Annotated in this window: 22 protein-coding genes; 10 read left to right on the plus strand and 12 right to left on the minus strand. The window is 65.3% G+C overall.

From position 1 onward, the window contains the following. Positions 1-180: 180 nt before the first annotated feature. Together NO366_RS03385 and NO366_RS03390 are read left to right on the plus strand one after the other, a co-directional pair. Positions 181-495: a hypothetical protein gene (locus NO366_RS03385; protein WP_256532913.1), complete on the plus strand. Its 315-nt coding sequence runs from the start codon at positions 181-183 to the stop codon at positions 493-495. 194 nt (positions 496-689) lie between these two features. Then, on the plus strand, positions 690-1,676 hold the full coding sequence (locus NO366_RS03390) for an arylamine N-acetyltransferase family protein (protein WP_256532914.1): 987 nt from the start codon (positions 690-692) through the stop codon (positions 1,674-1,676). A gap of 124 nt (positions 1,677-1,800) precedes the next feature. Here the strand turns inward: NO366_RS03390 and NO366_RS03395 are convergent, their stop codons facing one another. The 7 genes from NO366_RS03395 to NO366_RS03425 form a co-directional block, all read right to left on the minus strand. Further along, on the minus strand, positions 1,801-2,514 hold the full coding sequence (locus tag NO366_RS03395) for a hypothetical protein (RefSeq protein WP_256532915.1): 714 nt from the start codon (positions 2,512-2,514) through the stop codon (positions 1,801-1,803). Positions 2,515-2,547: 33 nt separating this feature from the next. Next, positions 2,548-4,293, minus strand: coding sequence for a cytochrome c oxidase subunit I (locus NO366_RS03400; protein ID WP_256532916.1), 1,746 nt, complete (start codon positions 4,291-4,293; stop codon positions 2,548-2,550). Between the two features lies 1 nt (position 4,294). Continuing rightward, on the minus strand, positions 4,295-4,840 hold the full coding sequence (locus NO366_RS03405; protein WP_256532917.1) for a cupredoxin domain-containing protein: 546 nt from the start codon (positions 4,838-4,840) through the stop codon (positions 4,295-4,297). A gap of 4 nt (positions 4,841-4,844) precedes the next feature. After that, the gene (locus NO366_RS03410) at positions 4,845-5,000 is read right to left on the minus strand and encodes a hypothetical protein (RefSeq protein WP_256532918.1); all 156 of its coding nucleotides are present in this window, start codon (positions 4,998-5,000) and stop codon (positions 4,845-4,847) included. Between the two features lie 472 nt (positions 5,001-5,472). Then, on the minus strand, positions 5,473-7,047 hold the full coding sequence (locus tag NO366_RS03415) for a heme o synthase (protein WP_256532919.1): 1,575 nt from the start codon (positions 7,045-7,047) through the stop codon (positions 5,473-5,475). After that, positions 7,040-7,306: a DUF2249 domain-containing protein gene (locus NO366_RS03420; RefSeq protein ID WP_256532920.1), complete on the minus strand. Its 267-nt coding sequence runs from the start codon at positions 7,304-7,306 to the stop codon at positions 7,040-7,042. Before NO366_RS03420 ends, NO366_RS03415 begins: the two co-directional genes overlap by 8 nt. Before the next feature lie 264 nt (positions 7,307-7,570). Next, positions 7,571-7,804, minus strand: a complete 234-nt coding sequence (locus tag NO366_RS03425; protein WP_256532921.1) for a DUF2249 domain-containing protein — start codon at positions 7,802-7,804, stop codon at positions 7,571-7,573. Positions 7,805-7,949: 145 nt separating this feature from the next. Between NO366_RS03425 and NO366_RS03430 the strand changes: the two genes are divergently transcribed. Next, on the plus strand, positions 7,950-8,624 hold the full coding sequence (locus NO366_RS03430) for a helix-turn-helix domain-containing protein (RefSeq protein ID WP_256532922.1): 675 nt from the start codon (positions 7,950-7,952) through the stop codon (positions 8,622-8,624). 167 nt (positions 8,625-8,791) lie between these two features. Beyond that, on the plus strand, positions 8,792-9,115 hold the full coding sequence (locus NO366_RS03435; protein ID WP_256532923.1) for a DsrE family protein: 324 nt from the start codon (positions 8,792-8,794) through the stop codon (positions 9,113-9,115). An 85-nt stretch (positions 9,116-9,200) separates the two neighbouring features. Here NO366_RS03435 and NO366_RS03440 read toward each other — a convergent pair whose 3' ends face one another. Then, on the minus strand, positions 9,201-9,935 hold the full coding sequence (locus NO366_RS03440) for a helix-turn-helix domain-containing protein (protein ID WP_256532924.1): 735 nt from the start codon (positions 9,933-9,935) through the stop codon (positions 9,201-9,203). Between the two features lie 247 nt (positions 9,936-10,182). On the opposite strand from NO366_RS03440, the gene NO366_RS03445 reads away from it, so the two are divergent. From NO366_RS03445 to NO366_RS03455, 3 genes are all read left to right on the plus strand, one after another. Continuing rightward, positions 10,183-11,472 carry an MFS transporter gene (locus tag NO366_RS03445; protein WP_256532925.1) on the plus strand — a complete coding sequence of 430 codons (1,290 nt, stop codon included), beginning with the start codon at positions 10,183-10,185 and terminating at the stop codon, positions 11,470-11,472. A gap of 148 nt (positions 11,473-11,620) precedes the next feature. Further along, complete coding sequence (locus NO366_RS03450) at positions 11,621-12,277, plus strand: trimeric intracellular cation channel family protein (protein WP_256532926.1); 657 nt, start codon at positions 11,621-11,623, stop codon at positions 12,275-12,277. 260 nt (positions 12,278-12,537) lie between these two features. Continuing rightward, positions 12,538-17,685: a hypothetical protein gene (locus NO366_RS03455; RefSeq protein WP_256532927.1), complete on the plus strand. Its 5,148-nt coding sequence runs from the start codon at positions 12,538-12,540 to the stop codon at positions 17,683-17,685. On the opposite strand, the gene NO366_RS03460 is transcribed toward NO366_RS03455, so the two are convergent. Continuing rightward, positions 17,659-18,519, minus strand: coding sequence for an IS5 family transposase (locus NO366_RS03460; protein WP_256531445.1), 861 nt, complete (start codon positions 18,517-18,519; stop codon positions 17,659-17,661). The two genes, NO366_RS03455 and NO366_RS03460, sit on opposite strands and share 27 nt — an antisense overlap. A 292-nt stretch (positions 18,520-18,811) precedes the next feature. Between NO366_RS03460 and NO366_RS03465 the strand changes: the two genes are divergently transcribed. Both NO366_RS03465 and NO366_RS03470 read left to right on the plus strand, forming a co-directional pair. Further along, the gene (locus tag NO366_RS03465; RefSeq protein ID WP_256532928.1) at positions 18,812-19,522 is read left to right on the plus strand and encodes a hypothetical protein; all 711 of its coding nucleotides are present in this window, start codon (positions 18,812-18,814) and stop codon (positions 19,520-19,522) included. Between the two features lie 225 nt (positions 19,523-19,747). After that, a complete protein-coding gene (locus NO366_RS03470) occupies positions 19,748-21,091 on the plus strand; it encodes a sodium-dependent transporter (RefSeq protein WP_256532929.1) in 1,344 nt (447 codons plus the stop codon). Positions 21,092-21,152: 61 nt separating this feature from the next. Here the strand turns inward: NO366_RS03470 and NO366_RS03475 are convergent, their stop codons facing one another. Next, a complete protein-coding gene (locus tag NO366_RS03475; RefSeq protein WP_256532930.1) occupies positions 21,153-21,506 on the minus strand; it encodes a type II toxin-antitoxin system PemK/MazF family toxin in 354 nt (117 codons plus the stop codon). 3 nt (positions 21,507-21,509) lie between these two features. Then, complete coding sequence (locus tag NO366_RS03480; RefSeq protein ID WP_256532931.1) at positions 21,510-21,785, minus strand: AbrB/MazE/SpoVT family DNA-binding domain-containing protein; 276 nt, start codon at positions 21,783-21,785, stop codon at positions 21,510-21,512. A gap of 182 nt (positions 21,786-21,967) precedes the next feature. Between NO366_RS03480 and NO366_RS03485 the strand changes: the two genes are divergently transcribed. Further along, entirely contained in the window at positions 21,968-22,636 is a 669-nt protein-coding gene (locus NO366_RS03485) for a hypothetical protein (protein WP_256532932.1), read from the plus strand. A gap of 220 nt (positions 22,637-22,856) precedes the next feature. Here NO366_RS03485 and NO366_RS03490 read toward each other — a convergent pair whose 3' ends face one another. Continuing rightward, positions 22,857-23,195: a cupin domain-containing protein gene (locus tag NO366_RS03490; RefSeq protein ID WP_256532933.1), complete on the minus strand. Its 339-nt coding sequence runs from the start codon at positions 23,193-23,195 to the stop codon at positions 22,857-22,859. Positions 23,196-23,208: the final 13 nt, after the last annotated feature.

Consider the following 23,208-nt stretch of genomic DNA (forward strand, 5'->3'; position numbering starts at 1 on the left):
CTTCACCATCTCGATCAATATCGGGTGTAGATTTGCGGGGCGACAAGGCTAGAGCGCCGGCGCGGTCACGTCGATCGGCCTCCCGGTTGGTACGGTCCTTCGACGGGCGGATCGGACACGGTCGACTGTCACAGCGGTGCGCTGTCACACGGCGACGGGGACGTCCTCGACGGCGGGGCGATGGCGCGGGTCGAGGCCGACGACGTTCGACTCGAGGTACCGCTGTCCGTCGAGACGGTTCGAGGCCAGGGGATCGACCGGCTCTCCGTCTTCGATGCGAACGGCAAGCTGGCGTTCGAAATCCCGGTTTCCGCGGCGGACGAGGACGTGATGGCGAACAAGGCCGGCGTCGGCGAGGGACAGCTGCTGTACGAACAGCACCTGGGTTGCCGGCCGTACCACGGGGTGTACACGGTCGTGGCGACCGACGAGGACGGCGAGCGCCTCGATTTCGTCACCGTCGAATTCAACTGTTCTCCCGACGTCGACGAGTAGGCTCGGCGCCGCGGTCGCGGAACGTCCTCTCCGGTCGACTCCGCCCCGACGTGACGCCGGTCTCCCGCCGGGCCGTCGCAGCCGCGTCTTCCGGGACACGGCGATCGACCCGCGCCGTTCGTGAAACGCGTCCAACTGCATCTCGCTTCGGGGAGCACTGAAGCGTCGCGGATTCCAGTCATCGCACACGAACTATGGACAACGGAACGACCGACAGGTATCTAGCGCGAATCGGCCTCGATCCCGCCTCTCCACCGGACCCCGACCTGGACGGCCTCTCGGTCGTACAGCGGGCACACGTCACGTCGGTGCCGTTCGAGACGCTCGCCGTCACCGGCGACCCGTTCGACCGGTTCGACGGCGCCGGCGTCTCCGTCGCGCTCGACGACCTGTACGAGAAGATCGTCACCCGGGGCCGGGGCGGGTTCTGCTACGAACTCAACGGCCTGTTCGCCTGGCTCCTGGCGGAACTGGGGTTCGACGTGACGCCCGTCGCGGCGCGGATGGTCGGCGGTTCCGGCACTCCGGCCGCTCACCGGAGCACCGTCGTCTCGCTCCCGTCCGGCCGGTACGTCGTCGACGTCGGGATGGGGTCGCCGACGATGCGCCGGCCGACGCCGCTCCCCGAACGCGACGCGGGTGGGAGGCCCGTTCCCACCGACGACGGCGGAACGTTCGATACCGCCGACGACGGCGGCACGTTCGGTACCACCGACGGCGGCACGTTCGATACCACCGACGACGGCACGCCCGACGCCTCCGCCGACGGGGCGTCGCCCCGGACCGTCGGCGAGGAACGGATCGACGACGCCGGCGTCCGATGGCGCGTCGCGCGCGTCGACCGTCCGGACGGAGACTACCTGACGCAGTACCGGGAGCCGGGCGACCGCGAGTGGCGGGACCGGTACCGTTTCGGGACGACTCCCCGGGAACCGGCGTACTTCGCGGCGACACGCGAGTACCTCGTGACGGCCCCCGACTCGCCGTTCACCGGCGATCCGGTCGCGACGCTCGCCACCGAACGCGGCCACGTGAAACTTCGGCCGGACGCGTTCGTCAGGACGGAGGGGCGAGAGCGATACGAGCGCGCGATCACGAGCGGGGAGTGGGACGCGCTGCTCGAACGCGAGTTCGACATCGACGTCGACGCGCTTGCCGCGGGAGCGGCGGTCGACGAGTAGACGAGACGATCACCGACGGAGTTGCGGAAGACGCACACCTCTAGTGACGGCGGCCCCGGCCGGTGGATGCGGACGTCGGCTGGCTACCGGGGGCCGTTCCGAACCGGTTGCGTGGGCGACGTGGCTAGATCGACGACGTGTACTTCCGATAGCGCCGTATCGTGTCGCCGTCCTCGTCTCTGAGTTCCACGACGAACTCCGTCTGGCCGACGACTTCCTGGAGGTCGTCCTCGTGGATCGTAAATTCGAACGGCGGCTCGTCGACCCGGTCGATCTCGTCGGTGCCGCTCGTCACGACGACGTGATCGATCCCGGTCGACTCGGAGAGGTGACAGTGGATCTCCGCGTCGGTGCTCGTACAGGTGAGCTCGGGATCGACGTCGGGTCCCGAGTCCGCGGACAGCGCGCTCTGGAAGTCGAGCACCATCGGCGAGACGGGCGCCGCCGTCAGGAGCAGGACGATCGTCAGGAAGATCGAGAGGTTGAGCTTCGAGCCGTGGCGGGCGATCACCCGTCGGACGCCGCCGTCGGCGGTTCGGCGCAGCCTGATCACCGACGGGACGATGACGGCGTGGGTCAGCGGCCCCCAGAGGATGAGGACGAACCCGTACGCGCGGAGGACGTAGAGAACGCTCCAGTCGATCCCGTACGAGAGGACGAGGTTGCTCGCCGACCAGCAGAAGAACCCGAAGAAGAGCAGACCCGCGCTCTTCAGCAGCCGCCAGATCGGCGTGTTCGCGTAGTAGATACTCAGCAGATCCCGCCAGGCGCGCGTGGCGACGCGCGACAGGGACGCGATTGGCGATGCCGTCGTGTCGGGGTCGGTGGAGCCGGTCATTGGGATAGCGAGAGGAACCGCTGTTCCGGGCGCTCAGGCGCCGATCGACCAGAGCTGGGTGAGGAGGTACCAGTTCAACAGGTACGTGATCACGAACGCGGCCAGGAAGACCAGACAGAGGACGAACGTGCCCCGCATCTCGTAGGCGTGGACGGGGTCGTCGGGATCCTCGGCCATCGCTAACCCCCCATCAGCGACGAGATCGGACACGCCGTCCCGTCCGTCGATCCGCTTTCCGAACAGGAGCGATCCGACCGCGAGCAGGACGAACAGGACGCCGGCAGCGATAGCCAGCAGCGCGAAGACGCCGAAGATGGCGAACAGCGGGCTCGCCGCGGAGAGGCTGAACTCGGTGCCCGGGATGGTCTCGACGACCTCGACGGTTCGGCGCGGGACGCCGTAGAGGATACCGACGTACATCATCATGAGGACGGCCACGCCCATCGCGCCCGCGTAGAGGAACGGCTGGGCACTCGCCAGTCGGGTCGAGAGCCACTGGCGCCCGAACATGGTCCTGATCAGGAAGAAGATGAGACCCATGAACGCGATCGTGGTGCCCAGGACGACCGTCGCGTGGAAGTGCCCCACCGTCGCGAACGTGTTGTGCCAGGTCATGTTGAGCTGGAGCTGTCCCATCATGACGCCGGTGGTCCCGCCGAGGAAGCCAAAGAGGATGATCGAGAAGATCGTCGACGAGAAGACGGGGTTCCCCCAGGGAGCGGAGGTGAGCCAGCCGAAGAGACCGCCGCCCGTGCCGCGCTTACGACGACCAGCCTCGATACCGGCCGGGATGGCGAACGCGTGGATCAGACTGGCGAACGTCGCCCCGTAGAACGCGTAGGAGGTGTTCCAGATGCGCCACCCGGTCGAGACTGCGGGGTCCGACAGCAGGTGGTGGGCCGCCCCGAGGTTGATGAAGAAGAGATAGAGGATGAAGGCCGTCCGCGAGACCTTCTCGCTGACCACTTCCGCGCCTGCGACGACGTGGGTGAGGAAGTACCAGACCGTGATCATCGCGACGAGGTTGATCTGCTGGGTACCGTGACCGACGATCCAGTACATCTGCCGGTACCAGGCCGCGTCGACCCACTCGATGATCTCGAAGCGCCAGAGCATCGCCGGGACGAACGCGACCAACCCGCCGACGAGCGCCTCGACGGCGATGATCGACGTGACGAACGCTCCGAAGGCCACCAGCGGGAGCGTCTTCCCCGGATTCTCCCGCTTCTCGTGCCACATCGTGACGAAGAACGGCAGCGCGGCGACGACCGTCCCGACGATGAAGAGGCTCGCGGCGGCGTAGAACCACGGCGAGACGGGCATCGGGACGTAGGCAGTCAGGAGCGGGGCCTCGTTAGGCGCCGACGTCGTCCAGATGGTGTAGTTGACTGCGACCGCACCGGCGACCATCGTGACCCAGCCTGCCGTCGCCACCTTCGTCCACGGCAGTCTGCGACCCAGCACCATCGGCCCGCCGACGTAGAGGATGGCCACCTCCGTGAACACCATCCAGAAGATGAGCAGGTTCCAGGCGTGCATGCTCAGGTGCGTGTAGAAGGCGTCAGGGCCGAGGAGGCCGATCGCCTCCCACCGGGTCGTCGCGACGGTGAACGCGAAGATCCCGCCGACGAGCAGGGCGACGACCGCCGTCAGCCCGAACAGCTTCACGTGGTTCTCGACGGTGTGGTGGATCCGGAGCCCGGTCACCGAACACGTCCGGAAGCCCTCGTCGTCGTACTCGTTGTCGAACAGCCCGAGGACGTCGTAGCTGTGGGCCATCTCAGCTCCCCTCCGTCACGACGATCGTGCCGTGCATCGTCCGGTGGCCCTGCCCGCAGAACTCGTTGCAGATGATGTGGTAGGTGCCCGGCTCGTCGAAGGTCATCGGGACGACCCACTCGTAGCCCGGCAGCACCTGCAGGTTGATCTGCTTGCTGAGCGCGTCTTCCGGTCGCAACGAGAAGCCGTGCTGGACGTCCATCGAGTTCAGGTGGATGTCGTACTCGGTGCCGGCCTCCAGGACGACCGGCGCGCCGTCCCAGTAGAACCGCATCGCCTGGATGTAGACGTCCGTCCCCGGTGGGACGAGCCCCTCGTCGGTCTCCGTCGCCGCATCCTTGTAGGCCGACAGCTTCTCGCGAAACGCCTCGGCCTCGATCCGATAGGTCTCGCCGATGGGGTTCTGGTCACCGGCGGTGGTCCAGACGCTCATCCAGCCGAAGAGGATCACCGACCAGATGGCCCCGAGCCCCAGCCAGATCGATTCGCGCCGGTCGACCGGCTGACTCCACCAGTCGCCCTCGGGTGGTTTGAGTGGTGACGTCATCTGATCACCCCGCAGGGACCGAGAAGACGTCCGCCCAACCCCACCCGACGTACGAGATCGCGAAGAACGCGAGGGCGGCTGCGGCAAGTAGCCATATTCTGTCGTAGAGCCGTTGCATCACGGGGACCTCGTCGGTTGGGGTCGAGTCGTCCGGAGTCATGACACGTCCGTCGGTCTGGACGGTATCTGCATACCCGTTGTCCCGCACATATTCCGCCGCCGCTGGCCGCTACCGCCACATTGGGGGCCTTTATGCGTCGCCCGAAGGCGGCTCGGGGGTTCGGTACCAACGGGGTCCTTCGACCTGCCGGCTCTGGGCGACCACGTTCGGTCCACGGCTCTGGACGACCTCGTTCGATCCGCGACCCTGGGCGACATCGTTCGGTCCACGGCTCTGGACGACCTCGTTCGATCCGCGACCCTGGGCGACATCGTTCGGTCCACGGCTCTGGGCGACCTCGTTCGATCCGCGACCCTGGGCGACATCGTTCGGTCCACGACTCTGGGCGACATCGTTCGGTCCACGACTCTGGGCGACATCGGTTGCTCCGCGACTCCGGACGGTGTCGATAGGCCGACCGGCACCGACGCGACTGGTCGACGGGCGAGAAGGGACGTCGCGAACCCGGCCCTCAGGCGAACACGAGCGTCTCGACGACGATGGCGACGAGTATCGCGCCGAGGTAGTAGTTCGAGACGTAGAACGATCGAAGTGTGCGCTCGTCGGTGGGGTGGCGGTACTGCCGGAGCACCGACCGGAGGAAGACTCCGCCGAGTGCGATCGACGTCACCGTGTAGAGCCAGCCGAGCCCGGCCACCCAGCCGAGTGCGCTCGCCGCCAACAGCGTCGCGCCGAGGTAGAGTGTGAGCTGGCGTCGAGCGGCGGCGACCCCTTCCACGACGGGGTACATCGGGAAGCCCCCACGCGCGTAGTCGTCACGGAATGCGATCGCGAGGTTGTAGAAGTGCGCGGGCGTCCACAGGAAGATCACCGCGGCGAGGCCGATGGCCGGCCAGCCGACGTCGCCGGTGACGGCGGCCCAGCCGATGACTGCCGGGAGTGCACCCGCGCCGCCGCCGAGGACGGTGTTCCACGCCGTATTCGGCTTCAGTACCACGGTGTAGAGCACGGCGTAGTAGCCGATGGCCGCGAGCGTCAGCGCCGCCGCGAGGACGTTCGTCCACGTCACGAGGACGGCCATCGAGGCGACGACGAGCGCGACGCCGAACACCAGCGCGTTCCCGACCGGAACCAGGTCGTGAACCAGCGGCCGGTCGTTCGTCCGATTCATCTTCCGGTCGCGATCGCGCTCGTAGACGTGGTTGAACGTCCCGCTTGCGCCGATCGCGAGGACGCCACCCGCGAGCGTGGCGAGGACGGTCGTCGCCGTGAGCGTCGCGCCGGTCAGCGTGGCCAGTCCCATCCCGGCGACGGCGACGAGACAGAGCAACCACATCAGCCGCGGCTTCGTCAGCGTCAGGTACGCACCCGCGAGGCGGCGAAGCCCGGAGCGCCCGTCGTTCGGTGTGTCGACCTCGGCGTCCGGATCGACGCTCGGATGCTCCGATGGGCCCTCCACTGGCTGGTCGGCACTCGAACCGACCGACGGATCCGCCACTGGCTGGTCGACGTACGTCTCGACTGCCGGCTTTTCCCCCGTCCTGTCGTCGCCTGCACTGAGAACCGACTCCGCCCCAGTTGGGTCCACGCTGGACGCCTGATCACGCCTCGCATCCGCCGCCGTGTCGAGCGTCCAGACGAGCGCGACGAGGAGCGTCGCGAAGATTCCCATCGCGAGCACGAGGTGGACAGTGTTCGCCAGCGACGGTCCACCGACGACGATGAGCGCGCCGAGGCCCACCTGTACCGGAAAGGCGACGACTGCCGCGTAGACGGCCACGCGGATACGCCGACCGAGCCTCGCCCGTCGAACAGCCAGTCCCGACGCGGCGACCAGCAGGCCGGTCACCAGCGCCGCCGCCCGGTGGGCCCAGAAGAGGAACTGATCGCCGGAGAGCGGTCCGAACGTCGGATCGGTCCCGCAACTCGGCCAGGTCGAACACGTGGTTCCGCCGCCTGACGAGACGGCCGTCCCGAGCGCGACGAGCGCGTACGCCGCGATCGTCGTGACCGCAAGCAGCGTGGCGACTCGAAAGCGGGCACCGCTGTCGGGATCGAAGCCGTCCGCTTCGAGTGTGCTACGCATCGCGCCAGATCAGCGTCACGACGTCGTCTTCACGCTCGACCGACTCGTACGCGTAGCCCCGCTCCTCGAGTTTCGGGAGGAGAAACTGCGGGACGCGGTCGTTTCGCTGGACGAGAACGACCTCGTCGTCAAGCTCGGGCAGCCGTTCGAGCGTCTTCGCGAGCGGATTCGGCGGCCCCATCGACCGCACGTCCAGGTGGTCACGCGGTCGATCCGCCGGTGCGTCGGTCCGGTCGAACACGCCCTCGATCGAGTACATGCTCGTCCGTCGGGTCGCCAGCCGTGTGTGCATCCCCCCGAACGAGTTCGGGTGTGCGGGCGCTCGTACTCGTATCACCCGCCCCAACGCCGCTCACGAGACTGTCGCTCGCTGCGCCAGACCTACTTCCGCGCCGCTCACGGCTCCCGCCGGTCGCCGTTCGCCGTTCGAGACCTTCGCTCGCTGCGCGGGGATTGTTCCGCGCCGCTCACGGCTCCCGTCGGTCGCCGTTCGCCGTCGGAGGCCTTCGCTCGCTGCGCTCGCTCAGGCCTCCCGCTTCGGAAACGTCGCTCGAAACTCCGCATCGTCGACCTGTTCGACCTCGTAGCCGTCGGCGTCGAACGTCTCGACTTCGGCCTGGAACTCGTAGAACAGCGGTTTGGGCTCGTGGTCGTTGACGATCGTGAGGCTCTCACCGTCGTTCAGGTCCTCGAACGCGTCGTGAATCTTCGGGTGGCGCTCCATCGGTGGCACGTCACGGACGTCCAGTTCTGTCATGCGAGTGGGGATCGGTCCCCGGCCCCTATCGGGGTTCGGCCGAACCCGTTCGGGGCCAGGCGCGAGCGGACGAAGCTACCCACGAGCGCCGCTTCGAATATGTTCGGGCCAACAGCTTTTGCCATCTCCTCCCGAACGTGTTCGTATGGCACACGCGACGCTTTCGGTGACGCTGCCCAGGCGTGTCTGGATCGCACAGATCTCTCGCGACCATCCGGAGGCGACGTTTCGCGTCCTCGCCGGGGTTCCCGGTCAGGAGAACGGGTTCGCGTTGGTGAACATTACTGGCCCCGACGTCGAATCGGTGGCCGAGTCGATGGCTGCCCACGACCAGATCACGGAGTTGTCGCCCGCGCAGGTGAGCGAGGGTGAGCTCACGGTTCACTTCGAGACGACCGCTCCCCTCCTGCTCTTCTCCTCGAAGGAATCGGGGATGCCGCTCGAGCCGCCGATCGTCATCCGCGACGGCGAGGCGGAGGTCGACGTGACGGGTTCGCGTGCCCGCCTCTCGGAGTTGGCCGACCAGCTCGAAGCGTTCGGCTTCACCTACCGCGTCGAGCACGTCCGCGAACGGCTCCACGACAGCCAGCTCCTCTCCGAGCGCCAGCGCGAGGTCCTCGTCGCCGCCGTCGAGGAGGGCTATTACGACACGCCCCGCTGTTGTACCCTCACGGAACTCGCGGAACGACTCGACATCGCGAAATCGACCTGCAGCGAGACGCTCCACCGGGCCGAGGAGACGGTCATCAAGCGCTTCGTCGCCGACCTGCCGACGGAGGACCAAGACGGCGAACTGGCGGCTGCGCTCGCCGAACCGTAGCCGGTAGATGCCCGACGTGGTCACCCGGCGCGTCGTCTCGCAGGGTGAATCGACAGGCTGGCGACTCGTCTTCGACTGGCGTCGACGCGTCGCGACCCGTTCGTCGCGATTCCCATCGAAGGAGAACTGCACGTGCCACGTAAGTGGCCGACTCATCAACTCTCGGTATGGACCTCGGACTCGTCCTGGAGACCAACGACCCCGAACGCGTCTGGAACGCGTTCCGTCTCGCGAACACCGCGCTCGAGGCGAATCACGCGGTCGAAATCTTCCTCCTCGGAGACGGCGTCGAGGCGCCGGATCTCGAACACGAGAAGTTCAACCCCCACGGCGTCATGGTACAGTACGCCAGAAACGGCGGCGAAATCGCCGCCTGTGGCACGTGTCTCGACTCCCGCGACCTCGACGCCGACGAGCTTCGGCCCCGGGGAACGATGTCGGACTACCTGCGAATCGTCGAGGACGCCGAGACGGTGCTCACGATCGGCTGACGTCGCCAGCGAGCCGGCGAGTGACGGCCAGCCACGGGCGACTGCGGGGGAACGACCGGTGGTCCACGAGCGAACTGCCGGACCGCTAGTCGGCGGCTCGTTCGGCCTTTCGGGAGCGGTCGACGCCCAGCGGGTTACCCGTCGACGTCGCCGTGACGAGGCGCAAGAACTTCCCCGCGTTCGTGAGCAGTTTGTTCTCGGCCTTTCGGAGGTGCTCTTCGTACGTCGAGCGAGCGACGGCCGTCCTGTCGGCCAGTTCCCGGAGGGAGGTCCCCCGCGGCTGTTCGTAGTAGCCGCTCTCCAGCGCGAACTGGAGCGCCGCGAGCTGGCGGTCCGTGAGGTCCTCGAACAGGTGACTCGCCGGGGCCAGCATGCTGTGGGGGATCTGTGTCTCCGAAATCGAGGTCTTCGAGAGGAGTTCGATCTCTCTGTCGCTGCGCAAATCGCCAAGCAGCGCCCGAACGTCTTCGCTATCGAAGGCGACCAGCGTGTAGTGTTCCCAGCCCTGGCGGTAGATCGTCGGCGACTGGTACAGGCAGTTGTGCGCCTCGAACCGGTCGACGATGGACTCCTCGAGCGAGCAGAGACACGACTGCGTGACGACGTGATAGCCGTCGTCGTCCGCGGATTCGTGTAGCACGGTTCCGAGCTGGTCGATCTCGTCGAGTAGCGCGTCTGTCGGCGTTCCCTCCGCGGTGAGTTCGAGCACCTGGCAGTCGGAGAGCGGCCACTCGCGGATCGTCAGGTCCGGATGCCGTTCGGAAATCGCCCGATACGGGCACTCGTGTTTGACCCGGATCGAGGCTTCGTACAGGCTCATACGAACCACTTCGGACTGGACAGCCGTAACGGTGCCGGTCATGTCCGGCAGTGCCCATATGCGAATCTCCCTGTTATTCCGGTATATCGATGCACGCGCTTTCGCCAGTCACACGTCGTAATCGAAATCGAACGCGATCGCAGCCGAACCGGAGCGGAGACAGACGGAACCGACGAACACCCTGGTTCGACAGGTACCCCGGAAGCGCCGTCGATGACCGCCACCGACGAGACTGCGCCACCGATCGATGAGTGACACAGCCGACCTTAGACAGGGAATTCGCGAACACCTCGGACAGTTCTCGCTACACGTCCTGCTGGTGTTCGCGACCGGATTGACCATCGGGTCCGAACGAACCGTCGTCCCCGTTCTGGGAGAGGAGGTTCTCGGCGTCGAGTCGTTCCTCGTCATCGGTTCGTTCGTCGTCTCGTTCGGGATCGTGAAGTCGATCCTCAACCTCTACGCTGGCAAATGGGGTGAGGAGTACGGCCGTAAGCCAGTTCTCGTCGCCGGGTGGGCGACGGCGCTCCCGTTGCCGCTCATTCTCGTCTTCGCTCCCAGCTGGGGCTGGATCACGGTCGGGAACATCCTGCTGGGTATCAACCAGGCGTTGACGTGGAGTATGGCGATCAACGCGAAGATCGATCTCGCCGGACCCGAGCAGCGTGGCCTTGCGGTGGGCATCGACGAGTCGTTCGGATACACTGGTGTCGCAGTCGGTGCGTGGCTCACTGGCGTCATCGCTGGGCAGTGGAGTCTCCGTCCCGAGCCGTTCTACTTCCTCGCGGTCGTCGTCGTGCTGGCATTCCTCATTTCGATCTTCCTGATCAAAGAGACCGTCCAGTACGCCCAGGCCGAAGGTGACGACGATCACCACGACGCGAACCTCCCGTTCGACGAGGTGGTGAAGCGAGCGACCTACGGCGACCGAACCCTGTTCGCGGCCGCGCAGGCTGGCCACATCGAGAACTTCGTGGACACGCTGTTCTGGATCGCCGTGCCGCTGTACCTGACGAGCGAGGGGCTCCCGATCGCCGCCGTCGGACTCGTCGTCGGCGTCCACAGCGCGATGTACTTCCTCCAGATCGTGACCGGCGGACTCGCGGACCGCATCGGCCGGCGCCCGCCGGTCATCTGGGGCATGTTCCTCGCGGGCGGGGGCGTCCTCGGGATGGTGCTCGTCGAGGGCTCCCTCCCGTGGGCCGTTCTGGCTGCCGCCTCCGGGCTGGGTATGGCGCTCCTGTATCCCAACCTGATGACCGTCCCCAGCGACGCGGCTCACCCGACGTGGCGGTCCGCGGGTATGGGCGTCTACCGGATGTGGCGCGATTCCGGCTACGCCGTCGGCGCGATCCTGATCGGGCTCTCGATGGAGTTCGTGAACGCCGAAGCCGCATTCTACCTGACTGCGATTCTGATGTTCATCTCTGGCGCAGTCGTGTACATCTGGATGGAAGAGACCCACCCGGACTTCGGCACGCACGAGCCGCCAGCACCCGCGACCGAGCAGGTGACCGGATCGGTCACGCAGGACTGAGGCGACGGATCGTTCACCCACCGGTCCGATCGGCGCAGGACGACGGATCGTTCGTCGCCGTCGACCCGGCCGCCTGCCCCCGTCCGATTATCGGCAACACGCCGTTCGGACGGTGCACTCAAGAGACGACCGTCCGTAGCGAGCGACAGTGAGCCAGGACCTCGTCACCGTCCTGTTCGGCGATCCGTTCGCCGTCATGAACACGATCGGGCTGGTCGCGTTCGCCTTCGTCGGTGCGTCGAAGGCGATCCGCGAGGAGTTCGACCTCTTCGGCATCACGATCGTCGGTCTGACGATGGCGTTCGCCGGCGGTGCGACGCGGGACCTCTTCGTGATGCGCGTGCCCCTCGCGCTCCAGTCGCCGGTCGAGATCGCCCTCGGCATCCTGGGGGTCGGACTGGCGATCGCGCTTCGCGTCGTCCTCGCCTCGCCGGACACCCACCCGATCACGCTCGTCGCCGACGCCATCGGCCTCGCCGCCTTCGCGACCACCGGCGCCATCGTCGCGACCGGGGCGGGCGTCTCGGCGTTCGGCGTCGTCGCGATCGCGACGATCAACGCGGCCGGTGGCGGCGCCGCCGCGGACATCCTCCTCGATCGCGCCCCCTTCATCCTCTTCGAGGACTTCTACGCGAGCTGTGCGGTCCTCGGCGGGACGGCGTACCTGCTCGCCGGGGCCCTCGGCGTTGCAGACGGAACCGCTGCCGGCGCCTGTGCGGCCGTCACCGTCGGAACTCGACTCGTCGCCGTCACGCGCGGCTGGCACCTGCCGTCGGTGCAGGAACTGGGGCTGTTCGAGCGGTGAATACTGGGCGATCGTAGCTGGGGACGACCCCGGGACGACGTTCAGAGCGAGGCCGGTTGCTCCGTCGACGCGCCCCTGTTTCGTTTGCACTCATTGGAATTGAGATCCCAGGCGTCGACAGGGATTGTTCTTGCTGCCTGTGGCTGTCTCGCCGATTTATCTTGGAGAGTTAGAATTTATATAAAAGATGTAGATCCATAAACTCTATATATAGTTACTGTAACTAGAGTTTCATGAAAATAGCCAATCGGCCGAGGCGTGTGGAAATATCTACCAGGACGGCTGTCAGCGTCGTCTTCGCGATCCTGCTCACGACTTCGCTGGTCGCGATGCCGGTGCTGGCCGCGGGGCCGGATCCGTTCGACAGTGACAGTCGCGAGGACGTCCGTTCGCTCTACCGAACGGCCGACCAGTCGGGTTACGAACCGTCCAGTGATTCGATCTACGGACCGACCGGACACCCGTTCGTCTCGCCCGACGCCACACCGGCCGACGGGGCAACACGCGCCACACCAGTCGATGCTGAGGGATCACCGTTCGTCGGCGGCCCGCCGCTCGGGTACGCTCCAAACAGCACGTTCGATCGGGAGGCGATCCTGGAGGAGGCTAACCTCTCTCCGGAGCTCGTCGACCTGATCGACGGCGACGGCATCGTGTTCCCCGACGGTCGCGACTCGACGGCGAGCGTGGCCTCCGTCGAAGCGTGGAACGCGAGACTCGCCGCGGCCACGGACGAGTTCGCCTACAACACGAGCGTCGAGGCGCTTTTGGCGGCGTCCGCGACCCTCGACGAACTCGATCTCGACGAGGAGTGGGCCGACGAACTCGGGAACGTCACGGCGTCGGTGAACGCAACGACCGCTGCGTACCGGTCGGCCAACCGCGTCACATCGGTCGACGCGTACGAGAACGCGACCGACGCCCAGGAACGTCTGCGGACGCTCGCCACGGAGTTCGGCGCGGACGAAGACGATCCGCTGGAGAACGCGAGTGACGACCTCTCGGAGGCGACCCAGCGGACCGCCGAGCTGGCCGTCGACGACGGCTATCGCGTGGTCAAGACGTACAACGAGACGATCTACAGCACGGACGCGTACGACCAGGCCCAGTTCAAACTCATGAGTGCGTCGCTGGCGCTGGCGGGCGCCGAGCAAGTGCGCAACGAGTCCATCCCGGAGAACGCCTCGGCGGCGAACGAGTCGGTCTATCGGATGGGGCGGACCGTACTCGCGACGTACTTCGAGAAGACAGCCTGGACGGCTGCCCAGAAAGCGATCGATGTCGTCGCTGCCGATGTAGAGCCGACGCTTTCGGTCGACCATCGTCGGCCGATCGAAACCAACGGCTCCATCTTGGTTCCGATCGAAGCCCACCTCTCTGGCGTTCGGTCGTACGCGTACGACGCCGAAGTCGCGCTGGAAGGGGACTCCGAACCGGTCGCCGTCTCGTTCGACGGGAGTCAACCACCTGGATCGCTCGCAACGGGCGAAGCGCCCGTGGTCGTCGACCGGGACACCGAAGCGGTGACCGTCACGGTGACCGCGATGCGCGAGGACAGTGACCGGACGACCTCGACGTCCGCCACAATCGAGATAGATCGGGATGAGGTCGTTCCGGACCGTCCGGACCCGGACGAACCGCAGGAGGTCACGATCGACGACGAGGCGTCGGGCGCATCCGTCACGGCTCGCGGGCTCGGTCTCCACGCGAGCGACGTCAGGGTCACGAACGTGACGCCCGACGGGAACACGAGCGCGTACGCCAGCCCGATCGTCGACGTGCAGAACGCGAGTTCGTTCGAGAACGCGACGGTCTCGATTCCGTTCGACGCGTCGCGTCTCGACGCCGAGGCGAACCTCTCGATCGTCCACCTCGGGGTGGGCCAGGGTGACGACGGCTGGCGGGCGCTCGAAACCGAGGTCGACGCGGCGAACGCGACGGCCCGTGCGAACGTCACCTCGTTCTCCCGGTTCGCGGTGGTAGATCCCGACCGGATTCGGGATTCGACGTCTGAGTTCATCGAGGCCGGGTGGCCGGTCCTCGACGATTTCCAGTCCGTGAGCGACTGGGACACCGCGGGATCGGTCTCCCAGCAGGATGGACTGGCAGTCCTCGAGAGCGACCCGCCGGACGATGGTGGCGGTGGCGGTGGTGGTGACGACCCGGAGGGCCCGACCGCCAAGATCACCGGCCCGTCCGTGGTCAACTTTAAAGAGGAACGCACGTGGTCGGGCGCGACCTCGTCCGGCGACGATCTCAGCTATCACTGGACCGGAGCTGCCGAAGGGACGGGCTCGACCATCACGAAAACGTTCTTCCATGGGCCGATGACCGTCGAGTTCACCCTCACCGTCACGGACGACGAGGGGCGGACCGACTCGACGACGAAGGATGTCCAGGTCATCTGTCCCTCCGGTTCCTGTCCGGAACCCTACGAGGCGAACGAGTCGGCGGGCCCCTTCGAGACGCCGTCACCCGCTGATCCGCAACCGATGGACGCACGGACCTCGACGATGGATCGGACTGTCTCGATCGCCGAGGGCGTCGAGTCGGCCGAACTGAACTCGCGTGTGCGCACTGACGTCGAGCCGGAGGGCGTCGCGAGAATCACGGTCACCGGCGAAGACGGCGAGACGCGGGTCCTGTTCGAACGTGGTGAGGAAAGCGGGTCACCGGTCGATCCCAGCGGCCCGACCGCCAGGATCACCGGCCCGGATACGGCAAACTACGGCGACGAGTACACGTGGTCGGGCAAATCCTCGTCCGGTGAGGGGCTCAGCTACCTGTGGAGCGGAGCTATCGACGACGAGACGGGTCCGACCGTCACGAAGGCGTTCTTGGAGGGAAAGACGAGCAAACAGATCACCCTCACAGTCACCGACGACGAGGGTCGCAGCGACGCGACGACGAAGGACGTCCAGGTCATCTGCCCGTCCGGATTCTGTCCGGAACGTTTCGAGGCGAACGAGACGAACGTCACGACGGCCGATTCCGCGACGACGCGGGGCGGGGAGTGGCGGGACGTGTCTGCCGACATCAGCGAGTACGCCGGTGAGGAGGTAACGATCACGTTCGAGGCCGCCGACGGCGCGACGCTGTCGGCGGAGTACGCGAGCGTCCTCGTCGACAGCGCGGGGAGCGGGATTCCGGACGTCGCCGAGGAACTGGACCTGCACATGCCCGCGGCGGGGGAGGGCCAGCACCTGTTCTCGCCGCTTGCCCTCGATCCGACGGTCGCGGACACGGACGGCGACGGCCTTCGGGACGACGATGAGGTCGACATCGCCGTCAGTTACGTCCACTCGAGTTCCGGCGGGAAACTGCGCGGGTACGTCTCCCAGGCCTACTCGCACCCCGCCCGTGTCGATTCGACCGGTGACGGGCTGACTGACCCCGAGCAGACCGAGGGTTGGCTCGCCACGTACGCGACGAACGAAGAGCAGACGGAGACGTTCCTGGAGGAACTCGACGCGGCAGAGGACATCGGCGATCTGGACGAGGATATCCTCGAAGAGACACGTGTCTTTGCCGACCCGCTGGTCGAGGACACCGACGGTGACGGGCTCTCAGACGCCGACGAGTTGCGCTACGGGACGGATCCGGAGGCGACTGACACGACGGGCGACGGCGGCGTGTCGGACGGCGAAGCGCTGACGGGCGCGTACGATCCGAGGCTGTACGACCTTCGGCCGCCGTCGATCGAGGTCTGGGACGCGTCGTACGACGGCGAGCCGATCTTCGAGGGGACGTACCACACGGAGTACTACGTCGAGGATCCGGCGGGGCTGGCGGAGTCGGAGGTGCTGTACAACGAGGAGGTCAGGGAGACCCACTCACTGGACGGCGTGTCGAGCGAGCCGATCGACAGCGCGGTGACGATCGGCGCGGCAGAGATGGTTGGCGATATGTTCTCGGGGTCGACGATCGCGGTCACCGCGGCGGATCGAAACGGGAACGTAGAGCGGGTGGTGGCCTACGAGCGGACCAACCTCATGGGGCAGATCTCCGAGGAGTTGCGCGCCCAGGGCCTGAGCCACGCGACGGTCGAATATTACATGGGCGTGCTCTCGGGGCTGACGTCGGGTGCGGGCGAGATCTACGGCTTCCTGCTGGCGCTGTACAAGAAGCCGGTCGAGACGATCACGGCGATAACGGAGATCGTCGACGTGATCACGAACTTCACGGAGGTGATCGCGTCGCTGCCAGGGGCGATCGACGCCCAGCAGGAGCAGAACAACCCGCACGCGCCGGGCAGCGAGTTCTACCAGGAGTACCGAATCGGGTGGTACGAGGGCTACGTCGCCTGGTTCATTCTGGAGGCGCTGGTGCCGGGCGGCGCGATCGTGAAGGCGGTGAAGAACACGAAGCGCTTCCAGAAAATCGCGAGCAAGCTGGACGCGGGCGAGATCAACCGGGCGGCGAAGCTCGCTGGTCGGGTCAAGCACACGACGGAGACGCAGGCGAAATTCGCGCGGACGCAGTTGTCGCGTGGGCTCGCCAAGAGCGCGGGCGTGAGTCGCGAGGTCAGTTCGCGAGTGCTCCGGTCGGTCCAGACCAGCGGTCAGTTGCTCCGCCGAGCGAAACACGCGAGACACCTCGACGACGAGACGCTGGAGGTGCTGGCGGATGGCTCCGGCGAAGTCGCTGAAGGATACCGACGGGCGACGCTCAAGGCGGCCGACGGCGATGCGATCAGCTCGTACAACCAGATCGATCGCGCGGTCAAGAAGATCGACGAACTCGAAGGCCAACCGAAACTGCGCGCTCAGCGGCTCGTCCGATCGACGCGCGGGCACGGCATCCGTCTCGTCGACGACCTCGACGACGAGGCGTTCGAGGCGTTCGTCCGGATGGATCATCAGCCGGGTTTCAAAGGTAGTCCCGACTTCGATCAGTGGCGAAAGAATCTCGCACTGGGAGAAAGTGGACTCGATTCGTGGGGTGTGTCTGGGTATCTCACAAACGTCCACAAGGCTGCAAATCACCCAAGAATTACGAAACCAGATGGGCTCGTCACGGATATCACCGGTGACGGAGCAGATGCGGCCCAGATCAGGGGTCAGATCGGCGAGGCCAGGAGTGCCGTCCGATACGCGGACGACGGTGCAGAGGTGGCCGTTGAGCCGGGTAATGGTGGTTACGACCTGGGTATCACCCGAAATGGGCAGACCGAATACGTCGACGTGAAAACCGCGGGTGGCGAGACGCCACTCGGAGGTGGCTTTTGGCGCCGCCAAGTTGATAGCATGAACGACAAATTCGAAAACGCCGATGATGTCGCCCGCGAGGATGCTGTCCTCGAAGTCCAAACTAAGAAAGGAGCGTCGGAACTGGACGATGCAGTGTCTGAACTAAATACGGCCTTGTTTAGACGGCTGAAATCAGCCAGTAGCAGCGTCAAGCGCTAGTTCGACGTTTCTGACGGCACATTTCAGGACGAGTTCGCGGAACTGGCCGAACCAGGTTCGAGCTCGCACGATCTCACCGTATTTTCGCCGGAGCGCGAAAAACGTCGCTTCGATATTCGATCGTTGATGGTACGTCGTATCGTCGAGCAAGACATTGTTTGCGATGCCGTGCCAACCGAATTCTCGGTACTTTATCACCGGTGTAACGCCCTCAGATCGCAATTTATGACGAAGTAGTTCCCAGTCGTAACCTTTGTCCGCGGTCAGTATCGTCAGTTTCTCTAGGTTCCGCGTGAGCAGTTGCCACGCGATCTGAGAGTCGTGAGGTTGTTTCATCGAGCAATGAATGTCGAGAATCACCCCAGTTTCGCAGTCGATCAACGCCGTCGTTTTCACCGCTCTAAAGGTGTAATTCGTCCGTTTGGCGTAGTGCTGACTCGCCGCGATGCGATCCATTCCGGTTGCGTCGATCGCCTGAATGTCGCCGGTGTCGTGCAACTGCGCCGACAGGCGGAGAAAGTCGCGCCAGATCGGCATTTTCAGCGGCTGCATGCGCGCACAGACGGTGGTAAAATCGGGCAACTCAGCCGGTTCTAAATCGAGAATTCGACCGATTCGAGGCATTTCTGCAAGGACGTCGAGCAGCCGTCGATACGGCAAATCGAGGTAGGTTTTGAGACCGTGAATTGTCACGATTACCCAGTCGGCATAGCCGCCCTCACCCGGTTGAAACGCCGGTCTTGGCGCTCCAGCGACGGCTTTTTGTGAGAGCGACACAACCTGCTTCGTGAAGCGGGCAATCTTCGTAGGCACAACCGAAGCTACCCGCTTCATTTCCTAGTACATTCGACAAGTAGCAGCGTTTGCTAGGACCCTAGAACTTACTAGTGAAGCGCGCTCCGTGCTGGTGACGAGCATCTAAACAAGGCCCTAAATACATATCTTGGAACCCCCGATACCCCGGCGTACTTCCGGGAAGTTCGCCTTCATTCGACGAACGCGGAAACGAGAATCATCTCGGTTCCAGGAACACAGAAACGGGAACTATCAATGTTCGACGTACGCGGAAGCGATATTAATAACCGTTCTATGAACGCACAGACTAGGGTCCACACGGTGGTCTAACATGAGTCAAGCGAATCGGGATCACGTTGCACTCCGCCCGGACCGGGACGTTATGTTCTGGGAGTTTATCGTCCCTTCGAGGGTGAAAACCTGCGAGGCACAGGCTACCGAGATGGTGAGCCTGTTCGAGAGGCTCTTCGAGACGTTCGGGAGCTTCTTCGTCCCCACGGAAATCACCTATGCCATCGGCCGATTCCCGCCGGGCCAACGCCTTCCGGTCGACGTGAACGTGGACGAGTATCGCGGCCATATCCGGCGAGAATTACGAGACGAATCAGGAATCACCGTCGAAGCGTTCCGCGAGTCGGCTCGAATCGACGGATCAGAGGCGCGGTGGATTCCCCGCATCGAGTTTGACGAAACCGAGGTGACGGTGCGGCTAGAGCAGGGTGACGTCGCAGCCTCGAAACACAAGAATACGGTCTCATACCGTAAGGGCGAGCCAGTTGAGGACGCCCCAGCGCAAGATCCGCTAGATCTTTCGGCACTACATGGGCAGAATACCGGCCGTTACAACACAGACGCGGAGTACGTTACTAGTTTTGTTGTGGCGCCGATGAGTGATATCTGGTTCGAGAACACCGAGATCGGGGCGACAAATCGGCGCTACCTCACTGCGTTCCTCGAACGGATCGAAGCGGCGTTACCCGTCGTGGACGTCGAACGAACGTCCGAGTGGGTGCCCCTTTCGGATCTCGAAGCGGTGTATTAGGGGTAGAGTGAGTCTCCGAATCGGATCGGTAGAGAAACGAATTCTGCGGTTGGGTCGAATCCTCTCCCGTGGACCGAGCAGCGTACAGGCCGTAGTCCGGATGGTGACGTGCTCTCGCAGCGACGAGCGGACACGCGTCGTGCGTATCGGTAGCTCGTGTCGTGATAACAGTCGGTTCCGCTGGCGTGCGGTTTTTACCCCTCGTTCGGGTACTCGTCGCACACCATGGCAGAACGTGAAACGTGGGCCACCAGGCTGGGGTTCATCCTGGCGGCCGTGGGCAGCGCAGTCGGACTGGGGAACCTCTGGCAGTTCCCGTTCAAGACATCGGCAGAGGGCGGCGCGGCGTTCGTCTTCGTCTACCTCGTCGCCGCGTTCCTCATCGGCCTCCCCGCCATCCTCGGTGAGTTCGTGATCGGCCGCCGGGCGAACATCAACGCCGTCGAGGCGTTCGACCGGCTGAAACACCCGGCGTGGACCGTCGTCGGCGTGATCGGGCTGCTGACGGGGCTGTGGATCCTCTCGTACTACAGCGTCGTCGGCGGCTGGGTCATCCGCTTCATCGCAGACAGCGCGACAGGCGCCTACTTCGGGGATCCCGCCGGCCACTTCGGCGACGTCTCGATGGGGTGGGCGGCCATCGCGCTTCACGGTCTCTTCATGGCGGCGACCGCCGTCATCGTGGCGTTCGGCGTCGAGAAGGGTATCGAGAAGGCGACCAGATTGATGGTTCCCTCGATCGTCGTGATGCTCGTCGGGCTCGCCATCTACGCGTTCACGCTCGACGGCTCCGGACCGGCGTACGGCTACTACCTCTCGCCGGACTTCGACTACCTGGCGAACAATCTCGGGAGCATCGTCCCGTTCGCGGTCAGCCAGGCGTTCTTCTCACTGTCGCTGGGGATGGGGGCGATGATCACCTACGCCTCCTACATCGGTGACGACGACAGTCTCCCGGCCGACGGGAGCCTCATCGTCGTGCTGAACACCGCGGTCGGCCTGCTCGCTGGTCTCGTCGTCATCCCGCTCTTGTTCGTCCAGTTCGGGAGCGTCCCCGACGTGGCAGCAGGCGGCGGTCCGGACGCGCTGTTCGTCGGTGTCTCGCAGGTGTTCGCGGATCTCGGCCTCGCCGGTCGGGTGTTCGGCGTCGCGTTCTTCGGCGTCGTGCTCATCGCCGCGCTCTCCTCGGCGATCAGTCTGCTGGAGGTCGCCACCTCGTACGTCGTCGACAACTACGGCTACAGCCGACCGGTCACCGCGTTCGGCTTCGCCAGCGCCATCTTCGCACTCGGGACGCTGTCGGCGTGGAACACCGCCTGGCTCGGCTGGTTCGACTCGCTCGCCTACAGCGTCTTGCTCCCAGTCTCCGTCCTGCTGGTCGTTATCTTCGTCGGCTGGGTGTACGGCCCGGAGGCCGTCGACGAGATCGAGAAGGGCACCGGCGGCGGGGAGACATTCGCGACGGCCTGGCTGTGGTCGATCCGGACGTTCGTGCTCGCCGGCGTCTTCGTGACCCTCTACCTCGGCGTTACGGACATCTACGCGGCGCCGCCCATTCCGTTCCTCTAGTCGTAGCTCCCGTTCCGCTAGCCGTCGAGAACCGTTCTCCTGGGTGATCCGGTCGGGGGCGTCACACCGTCCGGAGGCCCAGACTGTACTCGAGCGCCCGATCGACCGCTTGCAGCCGATCGTCCGGAATCGATCCGATCCGCTCCGTGACGCGGTGGTCGATCGACACCGTTCGAATCTGGCTGCAGTTCGCCACGGAATCCGCTCGCAGGGCGCACTCCGAGGCGGGCAATAACACCTCGAAGGGAAACAATTCGTCGTCGAACGCCGTCGTCAGCGGAACGATAATCGTCGTCGGCGCGTTCTCGTTACCGACGTCGTTCTGCACGACCAGCCCGGGTCGCGTTCCCCGTTGTTCGGACCCTCGTGTCGGATCCAGCTCGACCACGACGAGGTCGCCCCGACGGACGGACATCGATCACTCGTCCTCCCAGGCTGGCACGTCGCCGAGCACGTCGTTCGCTTCGCGACTGGTCCCGGCGAACTCCTCGGCGAGCTCGCGGTGGTGCTCGGCCCGCCGTCGGTACCCTTCGGCGAGTTCCGCCCGTGACGGCGTCGGCTCGACGACGATCTTCCCGTCCGCTTCGCGGACGCGAACGTCGTCACCGCCCGCGATGCCGAATCGTTCTCTGAGTTCTTTCGGAATGGTGATCTGGCCCCGCGAGCCGACCGTGCGTCTCTCGGTGTCGTCCATGCAAATTCATACCATATTCATATCCAAAGCCGTTTCGCCCCGGACGAAGGTGCTATTCAGTGCAGCGATTGAAGGAGCGAGGCGGTGGCGGGTTCGGGTGTATGGCCAAAACCCCGAGCACTACCCGGATGTAGGTGTCTCCCACAGACAGACTTATTACCCACATGCATTAGTAAGGCGGTATGACCGATATTCGGACCGACACTGACGCCGCAGGCGCGCTCGGGCGACTCTCGCGAACGGTTGGCCGGTACGTCAACGCCGACTCCGTTCTCGTCCGGTTCGCCTCGCTGTGGGTCATCGTCGCGTTCGTCTTCACCGGCGCGTGGGTCACGAGCTACTACCTGCTTCCGCAGGGAGTGTTGCGCGGGGGCAATCCGGCTGCCACGGCGGACTACGCGGGAAGCGTTCCGGCGGAGTTTCTGACGCTCTTCGGATGGAACGTCGGCGTCTCGCTGATCGCCGTCGGAGCGAACACGCTCCGGTCTGTGAACACGCCACTGGGGTACGTCCTCCAGGTGATCCAGGCGCCCCGGTACGGAGCGGTGTGGGGGACCGGATCGCTCGTCGTGGGGAGCGGGGCGCGCATCGAACCCTCGCTCGCCGTCCTCGTCGAACGGAGCGGGCCGATGGAGCTCACGGCGATGGTCGCGATCGTGGTCGCGACGCGCGGCGTGATGATCTGGCACCAGTCGTCCGGACCCCGGTGGAGCGAATCCTTCGACCGGGTCCGGTCGCCACGCGAGTGGTCGATCTCGAAATCCGAGTGGGCGCTGTTACTCGGCGGGTACCTCCTCCTCGCGTTCGCGTGCTATCGCGAAGCCATGGCGATCGCGCAGGTCGCAGGCTAGCGACCGGGATCGGGACTTCCGAACGGATCCAGTCGAGGCGTTCGTCGGATAGCTTGTCGTCGCATGACGCCGATCGGAAGCCCCAGGCTGGATCCGGGCGCCCGGTCGACCGCTCGTGGTCGATCGTCCGGTACCATCGTAGGTCGGGGACTCCGCGTCGGACCGAATTCGACCACGACGAGGTCGCCGCGACGCACGCCGGTTCTCACTCCCGTCTCCGTCACGACTCTCGTTTCGCCAGCACGAGCAGCGCGGTACTGTCCTCCAGCGCCTCCGGCGAGACGTCCTGGTTTCCATCGAAGCGGACGACCTCGCCGGCGCGGACCTCGTGTTCGTCGTCACCCAGCGTCACCGAGAGCGCGCCCTCCACGAGGTGCAGGACGATCCGTCTGTCAGGGTGCTGGTGGGCCGGGACCGACTCGCCGGCATCGAGCGAGAGCCGGACCGTCATCGGCTCTTCTTCGAAGCAGTGGGCGTGAGGCTGGCCGTCGAGTTCGTCGAGCGTCACGCGTTCCGTCGGGGCAACGGGTTGCTCGGTCGCGTCGTGGTCTGTCGCCATACGTGCCCCGTCG

Origin of the sequence: Halovivax cerinus, assembly GCF_024498195.1 — an archaeon.
Classification (GTDB): domain Archaea; phylum Halobacteriota; class Halobacteria; order Halobacteriales; family Natrialbaceae; genus Halovivax; species Halovivax cerinus.

What these genes read in the sequence shown, in the direction of transcription:
- NO366_RS03490 (WP_256532933.1), bottom strand. Translation starts at nt 23,195, where the DNA reads ATGGCGACAGACCACGACGCGACCGAGCAACCCGTTGCCCCGACGGAA.
- NO366_RS03475 (WP_256532930.1), bottom strand. Translation starts at nt 21,506, where the DNA reads ATGTCCGTCCGTCGGGGCGACCTCGTCGTGGTCGAGCTGGATCCGACA.
- NO366_RS03445 (WP_256532925.1), top strand. Translation starts at nt 10,183, where the DNA reads ATGAGTGACACAGCCGACCTTAGACAGGGAATTCGCGAACACCTCGGA.
- NO366_RS03415 (WP_256532919.1), bottom strand. Translation starts at nt 7,047, where the DNA reads ATGCGTAGCACACTCGAAGCGGACGGCTTCGATCCCGACAGCGGTGCC.
- NO366_RS03420 (WP_256532920.1), bottom strand. Translation starts at nt 7,306, where the DNA reads ATGTACTCGATCGAGGGCGTGTTCGACCGGACCGACGCACCGGCGGAT.
- NO366_RS03430 (WP_256532922.1), top strand. Translation starts at nt 7,950, where the DNA reads ATGGCACACGCGACGCTTTCGGTGACGCTGCCCAGGCGTGTCTGGATC.
- NO366_RS03460 (WP_256531445.1), bottom strand. Translation starts at nt 18,519, where the DNA reads ATGAAGCGGGTAGCTTCGGTTGTGCCTACGAAGATTGCCCGCTTCACG.
- NO366_RS03485 (WP_256532932.1), top strand. Translation starts at nt 21,968, where the DNA reads ATGACCGATATTCGGACCGACACTGACGCCGCAGGCGCGCTCGGGCGA.
- NO366_RS03425 (WP_256532921.1), bottom strand. Translation starts at nt 7,804, where the DNA reads ATGACAGAACTGGACGTCCGTGACGTGCCACCGATGGAGCGCCACCCG.
- NO366_RS03410 (WP_256532918.1), bottom strand. Translation starts at nt 5,000, where the DNA reads ATGACTCCGGACGACTCGACCCCAACCGACGAGGTCCCCGTGATGCAA.
- NO366_RS03400 (WP_256532916.1), bottom strand. Translation starts at nt 4,293, where the DNA reads ATGGCCCACAGCTACGACGTCCTCGGGCTGTTCGACAACGAGTACGAC.
- NO366_RS03470 (WP_256532929.1), top strand. Translation starts at nt 19,748, where the DNA reads ATGGCAGAACGTGAAACGTGGGCCACCAGGCTGGGGTTCATCCTGGCG.
- NO366_RS03385 (WP_256532913.1), top strand. Translation starts at nt 181, where the DNA reads ATGGCGCGGGTCGAGGCCGACGACGTTCGACTCGAGGTACCGCTGTCC.
- NO366_RS03395 (WP_256532915.1), bottom strand. Translation starts at nt 2,514, where the DNA reads ATGACCGGCTCCACCGACCCCGACACGACGGCATCGCCAATCGCGTCC.
- NO366_RS03480 (WP_256532931.1), bottom strand. Translation starts at nt 21,785, where the DNA reads ATGGACGACACCGAGAGACGCACGGTCGGCTCGCGGGGCCAGATCACC.
- NO366_RS03435 (WP_256532923.1), top strand. Translation starts at nt 8,792, where the DNA reads ATGGACCTCGGACTCGTCCTGGAGACCAACGACCCCGAACGCGTCTGG.
- NO366_RS03405 (WP_256532917.1), bottom strand. Translation starts at nt 4,840, where the DNA reads ATGACGTCACCACTCAAACCACCCGAGGGCGACTGGTGGAGTCAGCCG.
- NO366_RS03390 (WP_256532914.1), top strand. Translation starts at nt 690, where the DNA reads ATGGACAACGGAACGACCGACAGGTATCTAGCGCGAATCGGCCTCGAT.
- NO366_RS03465 (WP_256532928.1), top strand. Translation starts at nt 18,812, where the DNA reads ATGAGTCAAGCGAATCGGGATCACGTTGCACTCCGCCCGGACCGGGAC.
- NO366_RS03440 (WP_256532924.1), bottom strand. Translation starts at nt 9,935, where the DNA reads ATGAGCCTGTACGAAGCCTCGATCCGGGTCAAACACGAGTGCCCGTAT.